The 16,361-nt window shown below is 69.9% G+C and carries 16 protein-coding genes; 10 read left to right on the plus strand and 6 right to left on the minus strand.

Annotation, left to right across the window (positions count from 1 at the left end):
- The first annotated feature begins 8 nt into the window (after nucleotides 1-8).
- The 9 genes from VIM54_RS04130 (at nucleotide 9) to mutM (ending at nucleotide 7,941) form a co-directional block, all read left to right on the plus strand.
- The gene (locus VIM54_RS04130; protein WP_331899386.1) at nucleotides 9-893 is read left to right on the plus strand and encodes an ABC transporter permease; all 885 of its coding nucleotides are present in this window, start codon (nucleotides 9-11) and stop codon (nucleotides 891-893) included.
- Complete coding sequence (locus VIM54_RS04135) at nucleotides 890-1,744, plus strand: ABC transporter ATP-binding protein (protein ID WP_331899387.1); 855 nt, start codon at nucleotides 890-892, stop codon at nucleotides 1,742-1,744. Before VIM54_RS04130 ends, VIM54_RS04135 begins: the two co-directional genes overlap by 4 nt.
- Nucleotides 1,741-2,499: an ABC transporter permease gene (locus VIM54_RS04140; RefSeq protein WP_331899388.1), complete on the plus strand. Its 759-nt coding sequence runs from the start codon at nucleotides 1,741-1,743 to the stop codon at nucleotides 2,497-2,499. The genes VIM54_RS04135 and VIM54_RS04140 overlap by 4 nt, the downstream gene beginning before the upstream one ends.
- Nucleotides 2,500-2,631: 132 nt before the next feature.
- A complete protein-coding gene (locus VIM54_RS04145; protein WP_331899390.1) occupies nucleotides 2,632-3,783 on the plus strand; it encodes an ABC transporter substrate-binding protein in 1,152 nt (383 codons plus the stop codon).
- Between the two features lie 60 nt (nucleotides 3,784-3,843).
- On the plus strand, nucleotides 3,844-5,172 hold the full coding sequence (locus VIM54_RS04150) for an aspartate aminotransferase family protein (RefSeq protein ID WP_331899392.1): 1,329 nt from the start codon (nucleotides 3,844-3,846) through the stop codon (nucleotides 5,170-5,172).
- Between the two features lie 146 nt (nucleotides 5,173-5,318).
- A complete protein-coding gene (locus VIM54_RS04155) occupies nucleotides 5,319-5,867 on the plus strand; it encodes a DUF177 domain-containing protein (RefSeq protein WP_331899394.1) in 549 nt (182 codons plus the stop codon).
- Nucleotides 5,868-5,882: 15 nt separating this feature from the next.
- The gene (rpmF, locus tag VIM54_RS04160) at nucleotides 5,883-6,086 is read left to right on the plus strand and encodes a 50S ribosomal protein L32 (RefSeq protein ID WP_147783905.1); all 204 of its coding nucleotides are present in this window, start codon (nucleotides 5,883-5,885) and stop codon (nucleotides 6,084-6,086) included.
- Nucleotides 6,087-6,115: 29 nt separating this feature from the next.
- The gene (gene rnc / locus VIM54_RS04165; RefSeq protein WP_331899397.1) at nucleotides 6,116-6,811 is read left to right on the plus strand and encodes a ribonuclease III; all 696 of its coding nucleotides are present in this window, start codon (nucleotides 6,116-6,118) and stop codon (nucleotides 6,809-6,811) included.
- Nucleotides 6,812-6,813: 2 nt separating this feature from the next.
- Entirely contained in the window at nucleotides 6,814-7,941 is a 1,128-nt protein-coding gene (gene mutM / locus VIM54_RS04170; RefSeq protein ID WP_331899399.1) for a bifunctional DNA-formamidopyrimidine glycosylase/DNA-(apurinic or apyrimidinic site) lyase, read from the plus strand.
- A gap of 312 nt (nucleotides 7,942-8,253) precedes the next feature.
- Here the strand turns inward: mutM and VIM54_RS04175 are convergent, their stop codons facing one another.
- The 5 genes from VIM54_RS04175 to VIM54_RS04195 form a co-directional block, all read right to left on the minus strand.
- On the minus strand, nucleotides 8,254-9,600 hold the full coding sequence (locus VIM54_RS04175) for a HAMP domain-containing sensor histidine kinase (RefSeq protein ID WP_331899401.1): 1,347 nt from the start codon (nucleotides 9,598-9,600) through the stop codon (nucleotides 8,254-8,256).
- Nucleotides 9,597-10,292 (minus strand): response regulator transcription factor, encoded by a 696-nt coding sequence (locus VIM54_RS04180; RefSeq protein ID WP_331899403.1) that lies wholly within the window; start codon nucleotides 10,290-10,292, stop codon nucleotides 9,597-9,599. Before VIM54_RS04180 ends, VIM54_RS04175 begins: the two co-directional genes overlap by 4 nt.
- An 88-nt stretch (nucleotides 10,293-10,380) precedes the next feature.
- Entirely contained in the window at nucleotides 10,381-10,863 is a 483-nt protein-coding gene (locus VIM54_RS04185) for a hypothetical protein (RefSeq protein ID WP_331899405.1), read from the minus strand.
- Between the two features lie 27 nt (nucleotides 10,864-10,890).
- The gene (locus VIM54_RS04190; RefSeq protein WP_331899406.1) at nucleotides 10,891-11,466 is read right to left on the minus strand and encodes a GNAT family N-acetyltransferase; all 576 of its coding nucleotides are present in this window, start codon (nucleotides 11,464-11,466) and stop codon (nucleotides 10,891-10,893) included.
- Nucleotides 11,463-12,173, minus strand: a complete 711-nt coding sequence (locus VIM54_RS04195; protein ID WP_331899407.1) for a HEAT repeat domain-containing protein — start codon at nucleotides 12,171-12,173, stop codon at nucleotides 11,463-11,465. The genes VIM54_RS04190 and VIM54_RS04195 overlap by 4 nt, the downstream gene beginning before the upstream one ends.
- Nucleotides 12,174-12,323: 150 nt before the next feature.
- On the opposite strand from VIM54_RS04195, the gene VIM54_RS04200 reads away from it, so the two are divergent.
- Complete coding sequence (locus tag VIM54_RS04200; RefSeq protein ID WP_331899408.1) at nucleotides 12,324-15,995, plus strand: AAA family ATPase; 3,672 nt, start codon at nucleotides 12,324-12,326, stop codon at nucleotides 15,993-15,995.
- A gap of 145 nt (nucleotides 15,996-16,140) precedes the next feature.
- Here VIM54_RS04200 and VIM54_RS04205 read toward each other — a convergent pair.
- Nucleotides 16,141-16,361: MarR family transcriptional regulator (locus VIM54_RS04205; protein ID WP_331899410.1), on the minus strand; the 221-nt coding region annotated here is incomplete at its 5' end.

Here is a 16,361-nt window from a genome sequence, read left to right on the forward strand (position 1 = left end):
GAGGCCGCATGAGGCGCACGGCGGGCAGGCGAACGCGCGCGATTGCGCTCGGAACGGCGGGCGTGCTGCTGCTCGCCCTGGCCTGGGAGCTCTACAAGAATTTCGGGCCACTCGCCGGCTGGGGTGTCGGGGGAGTGCTCCTGCTTCCGCGCACCGACGACATCTCGATGCCGCACCTCGGCGCCATGCTCGCGCGGGCGGCCCAGCCGCTCACCTCCGCCGCCGACTCGCAGCCGGTCTGGCTGATCGTGCTGCTTGGCTGCGTGTCGAGCCTCGGTACCGCGTTCCTCGGGCTGCTCATCGGTGCGGTGGTGGGCATCGGCCTCGCGCTCGTGATGCTCCGCTTCCGCGTCGCGGAGGCGGCGGTTCTGCCGTGGCTCGTGCTCAGCCAGACCGTGCCGCTCATCGCGCTCGCCCCGCTCGTGGTCACCTGGGGCGGCCAGCTGCAGTTCGGCAGCTTCAGCTGGCAGCGCTGGATGTCGGTGGCCGTGATCGCGAGCTACCTCGCGTTCTTCCCGGTGGCGATCGGTGCCCTCCGCGGGTTCCAATCGCCCGAGGTCGCGCACACCGAGCTCATGCACAGCTACGCGGCCGGCTGGTGGAAGACCCTGTTCTACCTGAGGGTGCCGGCGAGCGTGCCCTACCTGTTGCCGGCCTTGAGGCTTGGCGCCGCGAGCGCCATCATCGGCACCGTCGTGGCCGAGGTGTCGACCGGCACCGAGGGCGGCATCGGCCGGCTCATCATCGAGTTCGCGCAGTCCGGCTCGAGCGATCCGGCCAAGGCGTACTCGCCGATCGCAGGAGCGGTGCTCATGGGGCTCGCGGCCGCGGGGATCGTCTCCATCATGGGCCTCGCGCTCAGCCGCTACCGAAGGAACGAGACCCAGTCATGACTGACTCCAGCCAGCTCGCCGTGGAGATCGTCGGCGTCACGAAGACCTTCGCGGGAACGGCGTCGAAGCGCGCCGCCCGGAGCCAGGGTGACGGCACCGTCGTCGCCCTGGACGACGTGAGCCTCACCGTCTCGCCCGGCGAATTCGTCTCCCTCATCGGCCCCTCCGGGTGCGGCAAGTCCACCCTCCTCCGCCTCATCGGGGACCTCGACGAGCCGACGGCCGGCACGGTGTCGGTATTCGGCAAGACCGCCCGCCAGGCGCGCATCGACCAGGACTACGGCATCGCGTTCCAGAGCGCCGGCCTCCTTCCGTGGCGTTCGGTCGCCGCGAACATCGAGCTGCCCCTCGTCCTGCACCGCTTCGGGGCGCGCGAGCGCCGGGACCGGGTGGCGGAACTGCTCTCCCTCGTCGGGCTGTCCGACTTCGGCGACAAGTATCCCGAGCAACTCTCCGGCGGGATGCAGCAGCGCGTGGCCATCGCGAGGTCCCTCGCCGAGAAGCCGCGACTGCTGCTCATGGACGAGCCGTTCGGCGCGCTCGACGAGATGACGAGGGAGCGGATGCAGTCCGAACTCGTTCGCATCTGCGCCGAGACCGGAGCGGCCGTCGTGTTCGTGACCCACTCCATCCCCGAGGCGGTGTTCCTGAGCGACCGCGTGGTGGTGATGAGCCCGCGCCCCGGCCGCATCCGCGAGATCGTCCCCGTGTCCCTCGGCGATGACCGCGGCGAACTGCTGCGCGAAGACTCGAGGTTCTTCGCCGGGGTCACCGCGGTGCGGGAGGCACTGCACGGCGCGCCTGCAACGTCCACGGCCGCCTCCTCGGTGCGCGGGGTGGAGTCCCGATGAACTCCGTGCTCGTGCGCCGGGTGCTGCCGCCCGTGCTGTTCGGGGTGCTCGCGCTGATCGCGTGGCAGCTCGTGGTGCAGCTCGCGGGCATCCAGCCCTACCTGCTCCCGTCGCCGCTCGCGATCTGGGCGCAGGTGCAGCTCATCGGGCCGCTCTTCGTGCCGGCCACGGTCGCGACCGGCACGAACGCCCTCGTCGGCCTCGTCATCGGCGCCGTCGTCGCCATCCTCTTCGCGCTGCTCGCCTCCCGCATTCCCGTCGTCGACGAGCTCATCGCCCCACTCGTGGCGGCCGTCGCCGTCGTGCCGATCGTGGCGCTCGCGCCCATCCTCGGCAGCATGTTCGGTGCGACGAGCGAGACCCCGCGGCGGGTGATCGTGGCGATCGTCGTGTTCGTGCCGGTCTTCATCAACACCGTGCGCGGGCTGCGCCAGGTGAAGCCGGTGCACCGCGACCTCATGCGGGCCTACGCGGCATCCAACTGGCAGATCTCCCGCACCGTGACCATTCCCGGGGCCCTGCCGTACGTCTTCACCGGCCTCAACATCGCGTCGTCGCTCGCGGTGATCTCGGCGATCGTCGCCGAGTACTTCGGCGGCCTCCAGAACGGACTCGGCTCGCGCATCACGTCCGCTGCGGCCAACAGCGCGTACCCGCGGGCCTGGGCCTACGTGTTCGCCGCGGTCCTGCTCGGTGTCGTGTTCTACGGCGTCACCCTGATCCTCGAGAGGCTGGCCTCGCGCCGGCGAACCTGACCTCCCACAGCGTCACCCTGCCGACGGGGCCAGGGGGCACCAGAAAGAAAGCACCACAACGTTCCATCAGCACCTGCACCTTCCAGCACCTGCACCTTCCAGCACCTTCCATCACATCCAAGGAGAGATCGAATGAAACACAGCAGACGAGTCGTGCTCGGCGCTGCGGCGATGGCCGCAACCGCCGCCCTTTTGCTCAGCGCATGCTCCACTTCCACACCCTCCAGTTCGGCCAGTGCGTCCTCCGGGGCGCTCACCCCGGTGAAGCTGCAGCTGCAGTGGTTCGCCCAGGCGCAGTTCGCCGGGTACTACGCGGCGCTCAAACAGGGCTACTTCAAGGATGAGGGACTCGACGTCACCATCCTCGAGGGCGGAACGGACATCGTGCCGCAGACCGTCCTCGCCAACAACCAGGCCGACTTCGCGATTGCCTGGGTGCCGAAGGCACTCGCGTCCCGCGAGCAGGGCGCCGGCATCACCGACGTCGGCCAGATCTACCAGCGCTCGGGAACCCTCCAGGTGTCGATGAAGAAGGCGAACATCACGAGTGCCGCCGACCTCACGGGCAAGAAGGTGGGCAACTGGGGCTTCGGCAACGAGTTCGAGCTGTTCGCCGGCATGACCAAGGCGAAGCTCGACCCGGCCAAGGACGTGACCCTCGTGCAGCAGAACTTCGACGAGAGCGCGCTGCTCTCCGGCGACATCGACGCCGCGCAGGCCATGGTCTACAACGAGTACGCGCAGATCCTGGAGACGAAGAACCCGGCGACGGGCGCGCTCTACAAGGCGAGCGACCTCAACGTGATCAACTGGAACAAGGAGGGAACGGCGATGCTCCAGGACGCGATCTGGGCCAACACCGCGAAACTCTCCAGCGACAAGGCGTACCAGGCCACGACGGTCAAGTTCCTCAAGGCCGTGATCAAGGGCTGGATCTACGCCAGGGACAACCCGCAGAAGGCCGCGGACGTCGTGGTCTCCTACGGCACGAAGCTTGGCACGAGCCACCAGCTCTGGCAGACCAACGAGGTCAACAAGCTCATCTGGCCGTCCCCGGACGGCATCGGGGTGATCAACGCCGCCGACTGGAAGCGCACCGTCGGGGTCGCCATGGACGCGAAGAACCTCGAGGGCTCGACCGTGATCACCAAGGCGCCGGACTCCGACGCGTACACCAACACCTACATCAAGAAGGCGCTCGGCGAACTCAAGTCCGAGAACCTCGACACGACCGGCGCGAACTTCAAGCCCATCGACGTCACTCTCGCCGAGGGTGGCAAGTAACAACTCACTAGTCTGGTGCGGGGGCCGTCTTCGGCCCCCGCACCGCTCACAAAGGCAGCCATGAACACTCTCGACCCCGCGGCCGGCGAACTCGCCTACGACCTGGACCGGTCCCACGTCTTCCACTCCTGGTCGGCACAGGGGTCGCTGAAGCCCTTCGTGATCGCCGGGGGGCTCGCCTCCACCGTCTGGGACTTCGACGGCAATCACTATCTCGACTTCTCGAGCCAGCTCGTGAACATGAACATCGGGCACCAGCATCCGAAGGTCGTCGCCGCCATCAAGGCGCAGGCCGACACCCTCACGATGGTCGCGCCGGCCCATGCGAACCTCGCGCGTGGCGAGGCGGCCAAGCGCATCCTGGCCAAGGCCGGCCGACCGTTCAGCAAGGTCTTCTTCACCAACGGTGGTGCGGATGCGAACGAGAACGCCATCCGCATGGCGCGGCTCGTGACCGGACGCGACAAGGTGCTCTCGCAGTACCGGTCGTACCACGGCAACACGGGAGCGGCGATCGTGGCGACGGGGGACTGGCGACGGATGCCCAATGAGTTCGCCCGCGGGCACGTGCACTTCTTCGGGCCGTTCGCCTACCGCTCGGAGTTCTGGTCGGATTCGCCGGAGCAGGAGTGCGAGCGTGCGCTGCACCACCTGGAGCGCATGATCGTGTCAGAGGGCCAGTCCACGATCGCGGCGATCCTGCTCGAGGGAATCCCGGGCACGGCGGGCGTGCTCGTGCCGCCGCCCGGCTACCTCGAAGGCGTGCGGGCGCTCGCGGACAAGTACGGCATCCTGCTCATCCTCGACGAGGTGATGTCCGGCTTCGGCCGCACCGGCGAGTGGTTCTCCTGGCAGGGATTCTCGCGCGAGGAGGGCAGCTGGAAGCCCGACCTCGTCACCTTCGCGAAGGGCGTCAACTCCGGCTACGTGCCGACCGGTGGGGTGATCATCTCGGAGTCGATCGCCAACGCGTTCGACGACGTCGTGTTCCCCGGCGGGCTCACCTACTCGGGGCATCCGCTCGCCATGGCGTCGATCGTCGCGTCAATCGACGCGATGGACGACGAGGGGATCATCGACCACGCCCGCGCGATCGGCAGCGACCACCTCGAGCCCGGGCTCGCGGAGCTGGCGCGCAAGCATCCGATGATCGGCGAGGTGCGCGGTCTCGGCGTCTTCTGGGCCCTCGACCTCGTCGACGACCCCGACACCCGCAAGCCGGTCTCCGGCGCCGTCATCGCGCGACTCAAGGGCGAGCTCATGTCGCGCGGGCTGCTGCCGTTCGCGGCGGACAACCGCATCCACGTCGTGCCGCCGTGCGTCGTGACGGCGGATGAGGTGGCTCGCGCCCTCGAGATTTACGACGAGGCGTTCACCGCGGTCGAGTGACCCGGCCCCCCTTTCCGAAATCCATGCGATTCCGGCGACACGCCGTCTGGATGCGCCGCTGGTCGGCGTGTCATCCCGGATTGCATGGATTTCGGAAGGGACGGAGGTTGGGCCCGCCGCTCGCGTAAACTCGTTGGGTGCCTCACGTGATCAAGACCCCATACACCGTCGATGTGTACGACCTCATGCACCGCCCGGGCGAGATGCGTGAGCGTGCGCTCGACGTGATCGTGCCCGAGTCCTTCGGCAACGCCATGATCGGCGTGAAACAGGGCAGCGAGCTGCGAATCGACCTGCGCATGGAGTCCCTCCACGACGGCATTCTGGTGAGCGCGGACATCGAGGGAACGGCCGCCGGCGAGTGCGGTCGGTGCCTGATCGACATCGAACAACCCCTTCAGGTCGAAATCCAGGAGCTTTTCGCGTATTCTTCAGACGAAGCTTTTGAATACGAGGTTCACGAGGACACGATTGACCTCGAACCCGTAGTCAGGGATGCGGTGGTGCTTTCACTGCCGTTCCAACCGGTCTGTCAAGAAGATTGCCTCGGTCTGTGCCCGCAGTGTGGGGTGCGACTACTCGACAACCCGGGCCACGAGCACGAGGCTCCCATCGATCCACGGTGGGCTGCGCTCGGTGACTTGGCAGACACCACCACCCCAGATGTAACCGATGCTGCAAGCGGCGTCGAGTAGAGAAAAGAGATAGTCATGGCAGTTCCGAAGCGCAAGATGTCACGCGCCAGCACCCGTGCGCGTCGCGCCCAGTGGAAGGCCACCCCGCCGACCCTGGTCAAGACCGTCGAAGGCGGCAAGACCACGTACAGCCTCCCGCACCGCGCGAAGGTTGTCGAAGACTCCACCGGCGCCCCGCTGTACATGGAGTACAAGGGTCGCAAGGTCGCGGACGTTTAGTCCACTCGCTTGCTCTGACGGAGCGATCGATGCCGGGCACTAGCGAAACACGGGGCGAACTCGTCGAGTTCCTCGCCGTGAGCGTCAGCTCGGACCTACTCGAGCTCGCCCTGACGCACCGGTCGTACGCGTACGAGCACGGTGGCGTCGCACACAACGAGCGCCTCGAGTTCCTTGGCGACTCGATTCTCGGCCAGGCCGTCACGGTCATGCTGTTTCGGGAGAACCCCGACCTCGACGAGGGTGAACTCGCCAAGCGTCGGGCGAGCCTCGTGAGTTCAGTCGCGCTCGCCGAGGTGGCCCGCGCCATCGGGCTCGGCAGGCACATCCGTCTCGGCCGCGGCGAAGAGCTCACCGGGGGTCGCGACAAGTCGTCGATTCTCGCCGACACGGTGGAAGCCGTGATCGGCGCCGCGTACATCGACGCCGGCGGTGAGGCGGCCACGGAGCTCGTGCTGCGGCTCATCCGTCCACTGTTCACCAACCCGGCGCGGTTCGGCGCGGCGATGGACCCCAAGACGAGCCTGCAGGAGCTGGCGGCCCGAACCGGCCGGGGCCTCCCGCACTACGAGGTGACGGACAGCGGGCCGGATCACTCGAAGCGGTTCCACGCGACCGTGTCTCTCGGCGGCGTCGACGTGGCTGAGGGTGACGGCACGAGCAAGAAGCAAGCGGAAATGGCGGCGGCGCTCGACGCCTGGACCGCCCTGTCGCTGTCCGACTGAGCGTGCCGGAGCTCCCGGAGGTCGAGGTCGTTCGTGCCGGCCTCGAGCCGGCAGTCACCGGCGCGACCGTTCGCTCCGTGACCGTCTTTGACGGACGCTCGCTGCGACGCCACGACGGCCCGAGCGAAGACTTCGTCGATCGGCTCACCGGACGCGTGATCACCGGCGCGGTTCGCCGCGGCAAGTTCCTCTGGCTGCCGCTGTCTGCGCGCCCCGATCCCGCGGCTCTCGCCTATCCCGCGGCTCTCGCCTATCCCGCCGCTGCCGCCGCTGCCGCCGCTGCCGCTCCGGTGGTTGCCGCCGCCGCCGCTGCCGCTGCCGCTGCCGCTGCTGCCGCTGCTCCCGCGGTTGCCGCCGCCCCGAAAACGCAGGAGATTCGCCACGAAACGGCCCCATCGCGCCCGCATGCCGCCGTTGGCGAAGAATCTCCTGCGTTTTCGGTGGGCGCGGAGGCGCTCGTGGTGCACCTCGGCATGAGCGGGCAGGTGCTGCTGCGCGATGTCGGACAACCGGATGACGCGCTCCTGCGCATCCGACTGGATCTGGACCACGACCGGCTCGGCCCGTTGCGCGTCGATTTCGTCGACCAGCGGATCTTCGGATCGATGGCGATCGACGACCTCGTGCGCACGCCGGACGGTCGCCCGGGCGGGTTCGGCGACGAGGCGGCGCTGGTGCCCCGCCAGGTGTCCCACATCGCCCGCGACCCGCTCGACCCGGCATTCTCCGACGCGCAGTTCTTCGCGGCGCTCGCGAAACGCAAGACCGGCATCAAGCGCGCGCTGCTCGACCAGGCCCTCATCAGCGGGGTCGGCAACATCTACGCGGACGAGTCCCTCTGGGCTGCCCGCATCCACTACGACCAGCCGACGGCCACGCTGAGCCGCGCCCGCGCGCGCACCCTCCTCGCCGAGGTGCGGCTCGTGCTCGGCAAGGCCCTCGCGGAGGGCGGCACGAGCTTCGACGCCCAATACGTGAACGTGAACGGGGCGTCCGGCTACTTCTCGCACTCGCTCAACGCGTACGGGCGGCAGGGCGAGGAGTGCCCGCGCTGCGGCCGGCCGATCGTGCGGGAGTCGTTCATGAACCGCAACTCGCACCTCTGCGCCTTCTGCCAGCGCCTGCGCTGACCGCGGCCCGGCCGCGTCGCCTGCGCCTTTCCCCCGCCGCCCGTGTGCATAACTCAGGCTGTTTGGCTGGCGGTGCCCGGTGATCCGCGTGGATCCGGGGGCTGCGAGCGGCTCTGCCACGAAACAGCCTGAGTTATGCACACGGGGGACGGGATGACGGGAGAGGCCGAGAGGACGACAGGGACGGGATGACGGGAGAGGCCGAGAGGGCGACAGGGACGGGATGACGGCAGGGCGACGGCAGGGCGACGGCGGGGCAGGGCGGGGCAGGGCGGGGCAGGGCGACGGCGCGAGGCCGCCTGAGGGCAGTCCCTACGCCGCGGGGAGGCGCACGGTGAAGACCGCGCCGCCGCCCGGCGCGTTTCCCGCGACGATGCTTCCGCCCAGCCGGGACACCAGCCGCGAGGCGATCGAGAGCCCGAGCCCGGTGCCGACCGGGCGGATGTCGCGATACCGCGCGTGCAGCGCCCCACGTTCGAAGGCGACCCGCAGGTCGTCGGCGCTCAGGCCGGGGCCTCCGTCGCGCACCTCGAGCACGACATCCGTCCCCTCCGCCCTGGCGCGCAGCTGCACCCCGGCGCCGACCGGGGTCACCCGGAGCGCGTTCTCGACCAGCCCGTCGAGCACCTGGCGCACCCGCCGGCCGTCGGTGACGATCGTCGCGTGGTCGGCGGTTACCCCCAGCACCACGCCGAGGGTCGCGCAGCGGCCAAGCCAGGCCTGGCCCGCCTCGTCGAGCAGGGCGGCGACGTCGAGCGCCTGACGGTGGATCACGAAGTCGTCGGCCTCGAGCCTGGCCAGCTCGAGCAGGTCGGCCACAAACCGGTCGAGACGCTCGGTCTCCGCGACGAGCGTCGCCCCCACCGAGGCGATGTCCGCCTCGTGGATGAGACCGTCGGTCATCGCCTCCCCGTACCCGCGCACGGCCGTGAGCGGTGTGCGCAGTTCGTGCGAGATCGACAGCAGGAACTCCCGCTGCCGGCCCTCGCTCGTGGTGAGGGCATGGTCGAGACTCGCGAGGGCATCCGCCACATCCGCGATCTCGGTCGGACGGTGCGCGGTAATCGGCAGGCCGCGTTCGCCGGCGGCCATCCTTCGCGCCGTCGCCGCGGTCGTCACGAGCGGCTTCGCGATCCACCGGGCGAGCAGGGCCCCGGCGATCACCGCGAGAACGATCCCCACGAGGAGGGCGATCAGGATGCGACTGCCCGTCTGCCGGGTCGCGCGCTCGAGGCTCGCCTGCGAGCGCACGAGCACGATCGCGGCCCCGGACGGCGTCGTCCGGCCCTCGATCACCACCGTCTCGCCGTCGGTGCGCCGCACCGTGGACACCGGATTCCCGCGCAGCAGTCTCCGCACCATCGCCGCGTCGATGTAGGCGGCAGCTCCGCCGACCACCTGCCCGTTCCTGCGCACGAGCGCGACATCCGTGTCGCCGAGGGCGAGTTTCACCCGATCGCTCAGGTCGGTGATGGTGGCGGCCGCGCGAAGCTTACTCAGCACGTCGGCCTGGGCGGCCAGCTGGGACTTCGCCTCGTTGATGGTCGACACCCGCACGAGTTGCAGGGAGATGAGGCCCGTGGCGAGAACGGCGAGCATCGCGACGCTCACCGTGACGAGGGTGATGCGGCCGCGCAGCGAACGGAGGTACGCCCTCATGTCGACACCGAGTAGCCCACGCCGCGGGACGTGACGATGGGGCTCGCCTCGCCGAGCTTGGACCGTAGCTGAGCCACGTGGACATCGACCGTGCGCCCGAGACCGTAGTCGGCCTGGCCCCACACCGACGACAGCAGCTGTTCGCGGGTGAAGACCTGCCCCGGCGAGCTCATGAGCTTGGCGAGCAGGTCGAACTCGGTGCTCGTGAGCGTGATCGGCAGCCCGGATGCCTCGACCCGCCGCCGAAGCGGGTCGAGCACGATCGCTCCCACGGTGAGCATCCGCCCGGCCGCCGGCCCGTCGTGCCGGCGCAGGATGGTCTTGATTCGCACCACGAGCTCCCGCGGGGAGAACGGCTTGGTGAGGTAGTCGTCGGCGCCGAGCTCCAGGCCGAGGACGCGGTCGACCTCGTCGTCCCTGGCGGTGACGAAGATGACGGGGGTCCAGTCGTCGGCGGCGCGGAGCCGGCGGCAGATCTCGATGCCGTCGATGCCGGGCAGGCCCACGTCGAGCACGATCGCCACGGGACGCAGGCGTCGGATGCTCGCGAGCCCGGCCTCCCCGTCGCCCTCCACGTGCACGCCGAAACCCGCCTCGGCGAGGTAGAGACGTTCGAGGTCGGCGATCGCGCGTTCGTCTTCGACGATCACGACGAGGCCCCGCGACTGGCCCCTCTGGTCCGACTCGCCCATGTGATCATTCAAGCGGATCGGCGGCCACAATCCGGGAACCGACGGCGCGCCCTTACATTCCCCGAACACGGGGCTCCCCGAACGCGGCTCAGGGCGTCTCGAACGTCTTCCGCCGGGCGCCCTCGTAGTCGACGGCCACGAATCCCCCCGCCTCGTTCACCGACAGCATGTGCCGGTTCTCCTCGGCGTTGAAGGTCGTGACGCTCGGATGCCCTGGATGGTCCCGCTGCAGGCGCACCAGATTGGCCGCCTTGGCGAGCATCCCGAGTCGGCGGCCGCGATGTTCGCTCAGCACGAGGGTGTCCTGCTGTTCGACCGGCCGAGTCGGCTCCGGCGGCACGGAGAGCTCGGCGAACGCCGCGAGCCGACGGGTGGGAGCGTGCTCCACCGCCGCGGTGATGAGCACTCGCGGGCTGGACTCCAGGCGCTCGTCCCAGTGCGCGACGCGGGCGGCATCCCACGGCGTCGAGTCCGGGTCGAGACCGGCCGTCGGCGCATCGGTGCCCATGCGCGTGCGGAGGAGGGCGATGTCGTCGAGCCGGTCGGCCGGCGTTCGACCCGACCAGTACACGTGCCGGTAGTCCGCGCCGGCGACGGCCTACGCCGCGCCGAGGTGCCGCTCGAGCTCGCCGGGCGCGGTCGGCAGCGCGAGGCGGTTCACCCGCTCGACCTGCCCGAGCGCGAAGCTGCGGGCGAGTGCGAACCGGGAGCCTGGGCTGCCCCGCGAGACGGAGCCGAACCCGGTCGGGGAGGGGATGCGCTCTCCGGGGAAGTCGGCCGTGTCCATGATGTACGCCTGTAGCACCGTGCGCCCCTCCTCGGCGGCGAGCGACTCGATTCGCTCGTACATTGCGGCCCCGATGCCACGTCGGCGCACCGTCGGCAGGACCACCACGGTGAGCCACGCGGTGGTCGACTCGTCGCTCGCGGTCGTCTCGTAGTGCCCGCGCCCCACGATCCGGCCGTCGAGGCGTGCGACGAACAGCCGCCGTGGCTCGTAGTCGGTGTTCTGCCAGCTGGGCAGCAGTTCGGTCGGCTCGTATGCGAGGTCGTAGTTGCCGGCCCCCTCGGCCTCGATGTCGTTGCGAACCCGCGTCATCTCGATGAAGTCGGCCGCATCGGGGGAAACGATGGATGCGGGGATGCGCAGTCCGTCGATCGGGCGCTCGGTCACGGCTCCTCCGTCTCGAGAACCCGGCGCAGCCGCGCCTTGGTGAGATTGGAGGCGACGATCCAGCGGATGTCCGAGTCGTCGACCGCGCGCAGTCCGTCGAATGCGGCCAACCCGGCGGCCGGTGCCGGGGCGACGGCGACGCTCCAGCAGTACCCGAGCGCCTGCCGCAGATTGCGCACCGCCGGGTCCGTGCGCCGGTCGGCGGGCAGCGAGCCGATCCAGTCGGTCGCGCTCGAGCACGCGTCGAGCGCGACGGTCGCCGTCGCGGGGTCGGCGAGGAGCCGGGGCTCGCAGATTCCGGCGACGGCGGCCCGGCGGACGTAGCCGTCCGCATCCGTCAGCCAGTCCGCGACAATCTCCCGCAGCCGGTCGGGCTGGGCGTCGCCGATGAGCTGCAGGGCGCGCGCCGAGGCCTCGCGCACACGCCAGAGGGGGTCGGAGGCCCGCTCCCGCAGCAGCGATCCGAGCGGGGCATTCCCCGGCTCGGCAACGACGAGGCGGCCGACCGCCTCCGTGCCGCAGAAGCGCAGGTATTCGTCGTCGAGGTGGGCGAACCGCAGGATCGTCTCGCGGTCGGCGACCGCGGCGAAGCCGTCGGCGAGTTCCAGGTTGCCGCGGGGGCCCGGGAGTCCCGATCGCTCGGTGAGGTAGCCGGCGAGCTCCGCCACCGGCACCGTCCTCAGCTCTTCCTCGCGCCGCGCGTGCATTTCTCAAGTCTTGCCTTCCCGGCGGCACCGCGCAACGAGTCCACCGACCGCGGGAACCACCCCTCCGCCGGGCCGTGCCTGCCGGGGAGACCCGCCGCCGTCCGGTACCGTAGACCCAGACGTTTCTGGGGCGTCGGAGAGGGCTGGCCGGTGTATCTCAAGAGCCTTACCCTCAAGGGGTTCAAGTCGTTCGCCCAGTCCACGACCTTCGCGTTCGAGCAGGGCGTGACGTGCGTCGTCGGACCGAACGGCTCCGGCAAGTCCAACGTCGTCGACGCCCTCGCCTGGGTCATGGGGGAGCAGGGCGCCAAGACGCTCCGCGGCGGCAAGATGGAAGACGTCATCTTCGCCGGCACGGCAACCAAGGGCCCGCTCGGCCGGGCCGAGGTGATCCTCACGATCGACAACGCGGATGGCGCGCTGCCGATCGACTACGCCGAGGTCACGATCAGCCGCACCCTGTTCCGCAACGGCGGCAGCGAGTACGCGATCAACGGCGACACCTGCCGCCTGCTCGACGTACAGGAGCTGCTGAGCGACTCCGGCCTCGGCCGGGAGATGCACGTGATCGTGGGGCAGGGCCAGCTCGACGCCGTGCTGCACGCGAGCCCCGAGGACCGCCGCGGTTTCATCGAGGAGGCGGCGGGCATCCTCAAGCATCGTCGTCGCAAAGAGAAGACCATCCGCAAGCTCGACGCCATGCAGGCCAACCTCACCCGGCTGAGCGACCTCGCCGGGGAGATCCGCCGCCAGCTCAAGCCGCTCGGCCACCAGGCCGAGATCGCCAAGGAGGCGCAATCGATCGCCTCGATCGTGCGGGATGCCCGCGCGCGACTGCTCGCCGACGAGGTCGTCACGCTCCGTGCCGCCATCACCGCGTCCGCCCGCAGCGAGAGCGAACGCAAGACCGAGCGGATCGTGCTGCAGGAACAGCTCGACCAGAACAAGCTGCGCGAGCACCGCATCGAGCAGTCGCAGGAGGGCGATGCCGTCGATCTCGCGCGCCGCACCGCCTTCGGCCTCGAATCGGTGCAGGAACGGCTGCGCAGCCTCTACACGCTCGCCAATCAGCGCCTCGCCCTGCTCGGGCAGCAGACGGACGCGCCGGATGCCGGCCAGGGCGTCACCCGCCAAATGGTGGCCGACGCCGAAGACGAGATCGAGAGCCTCCTCTCCGCGGTCACCGACACGCAGGCCGCCTGGCAGGAGACCCAGGCCGCGACCGCCGTCGCGCGCGCCAACCTCGACGGGCTCGACGAGCAGATCGCCTACCAGTCCTCCCTCGTCTCCCGGCACGACCTCGAGATGTCGAAGCTCAACGGCCAGGCCGACACCGCGCTGTCCCGCCTCGCTGCGGTGCGCGGGGAAGTGCTCCGCCAGCAGAACGCGCTCGACGCGGCCCGTGACCGGCGGGAGAAGTCCCAGGCCTCGTTTGTCGAACTCGAGGCCGAAGCGGCGCTCACCGACTCCGGCGAGACCGACCTCGACGCCGCATACGAGACGGCACAGGCCGAGGTTCTGGATGCCGAGGCCGAGATCGAGCGCCTGCGCGAACAACTGCACGGCCACGAACGCGAACGCGACGCCCTCGCCGCCCGCACGAGCGCGCTGTCGTCGGCCCTCGACCAGAAGGACGGCTCGAGCGCCCTCGTCTCCGCGCGGCTCGCCGGCATCCGCGGTCTCGTCGCCGAACACGTGCAGGTTCAGCCCGGGTTCGAGGCCGCCATTGCGGCCGCACTCGGCTCGCTCGCCGACGCCGTGCTCGCCGACGATCGCTCGTCGGCGTTCGACGCGATCGAGCACTCCGGCAGCAACGACTACGGGCGTGTCGAGATCGTGATCGCGGAGTCGGCGGCGCCAACCGCGGCCGCGCGCGACCTCGGCAACGGCATCGTCACCGCCGAGAGCGTCGCCACCGCGCCGGACGGCGTGCGGCGCCTGCTCAGCGGCATCCTCATCGCCGACGACCTCGCCACGGCGCGCGTCGCGTGGACCAGTCTCGCCGCGGGCTCGGCCGTCACGATCATCACGAAGTCCGGCGACGTCCTGTCTGAATACGTGCTGCGCGGCGGCTCGGGAGCCAAGCGTTCGCGGCTCGAACTCGTCGCGGACCGCGATGCGGCGAAGCACCGGCTCGAGGAGGTGAACTCCCTCATCGACCGCGCCAAGTTCGCGCTCGCCGAGCAGCGGGGGCGTCACCAGGTGGCGAAGGAGCAGTCTGCGCGCGCCCTCACCGCCCTGCGCCAGTTCGACTCGCAGCTCGCCGCCCAGACCGAGAACCTCAACCGCGTGCGCGTGCAGGTCGAGGCCGCCCAGGCGGAGGCCGACCGGCTCGAGAAGGGCCTGGCCCTGGCGACCGACGCGGTGGCGGATGCCGCCGCCCAGGCCGACCGGGCTCGCCAGGAACTGGAGACGGCTTCATCCCGCCCCCGCCCCATCCTCGATGTCGCGGCACGCGAGGGCGTGCTCGCCGACCTGGAGTCGGCGCGGGAGAACGAGATCGAGGCGCGACTGCAGGTGGAGACCGCGCGGGAGCGGGTGCGCGCCCAGCAGGCGAGGGCGGAACAGCTGAAGCGCCAGATGGAAGCGGATCGGGTGCAGGCCGAGGAGGCCGCCCGCCGCGCCGTGATCCGCCGACGCCAGGTCGCCTCCGCCCAGCGGGTGCTCGAGGCCCTCCCGGCGGTGCTCGACTCCGTCGACCGCTCGGTGTCCCAGGCTCGTCTCGAACTCGCCGCCCGCGAGGCCGAGCGCGCAGCCCAGAACGAGGAGCTCGCCGAGCTGCGCCGCAGCGAGAACGCGTTGCGGGAGCGGCTCACCGCCATCAGCGAGAGCGTGCACGGCCTCGAGATGCAGGTCTACGAGAAGAAGCTGCACCTCTCGACGCTGCTCGAGCGCGCCGGCGAGGAGCTCGGCCTCGTCGAGGACGTGCTCGTGGCCGAGTACGGCCCGGAGCAGCTCGTGCCGCTCGATACTGTCATTTTGCCGCCACGCGTTTCTCCGGAGGTTTCGGTCGCGGAGAGCGCAAATGGGGCCGAAATGGCCAAATCCGGGTCGGAATTGGCGGATGCTCCGGAGAAACGCGAGTCGGAACGCGAGTCGGAACGCGCGTCGGAACGCGAGTCGGACGGCGCGGGGGCGATGCCCGAGGGCAAGCGATTCGTGCGGGCCGAGCAGGAAGCGCGGCTGGCGAGGGCGGAGCGCAAGTTCGCGCAGCTCGGCCGGGTGAACCCGCTCGCGCTCGAGGAGTTCGCCGCGCTGGAGCAGCGGCACAAGTTCCTCACCGAGCAGCTCACCGACCTCACCTCGACGCGCAAGGACCTGCTCACGATCATCGACGAGATCGACGAGAAGATGCAGGACATCTTCGCGAGCGCGTTCGAAGACACGAGAACCGCGTTCAACGCGGTCTTCCCCGTGTTGTTCCCGGGCGGCACCGGCAGCATCCACCTCACCGATCCGGACAACCTGCTCACGACCGGCATCGAGGTCACCGTGAAGCCGGCCGGCAAGAAGATCGAGCGACTGTCGCTGCTGAGCGGCGGTGAGCGGTCCCTCGCGGCCGTCGCGCTGCTCATCGCGATCTTCAAGGCGCGGCCCAGCCCGTTCTACATCATGGATGAGGTGGAGGCGGCCCTCGACGACGCCAACCTCGGCCGCCTGCTCACCATCTTCGAAGACCTGCGGGAGTCGTCGCAGCTCATCATCATCACGCACCAGAAGCGCACCATGGAGATCGCGGATGCGCTCTACGGCGTCTCGATGCGCGCCGACGGCATCAGCGCCGTCGTGGGCCAGCGTGTGAAGCAGGAGCAGGCGAGCTAGGACGGCCTCGTCAGGTCGCCCACTTGCGTAAGTGTGCCCTCTTGTCGGGTTTGTGCCCGGTCGACCGGGCACACTCGTGTCAAACGGGCACAATTACCGGGGCGGGCCGAGAGCGGCCCGGGAGGGGCGACGGACTGGCCGGCGGCTAAGCGCGCGCGAGCACCGCGAGGCCAGCACCGAACGACGCCGCTGACGCCCCGAGCGGGGCGAAGAACCGCGCATCGCACGCCTCGACCGTCGCATTCGCCCGGTTGGCCAGCGCAATGCCCTCTGCCTTGACGCTCACGAGCACCGCCCGCTTGTCTCCCGGATGCGGCGAGCGCGTCACGAAGCCCCGCGCCTCAAGCGCGCGGAGCACCTGCGAGG

This window comes from Lacisediminihabitans sp. (assembly GCF_036569425.1).
GTDB lineage: Bacteria > Actinomycetota > Actinomycetes > Actinomycetales > Microbacteriaceae > Lacisediminihabitans.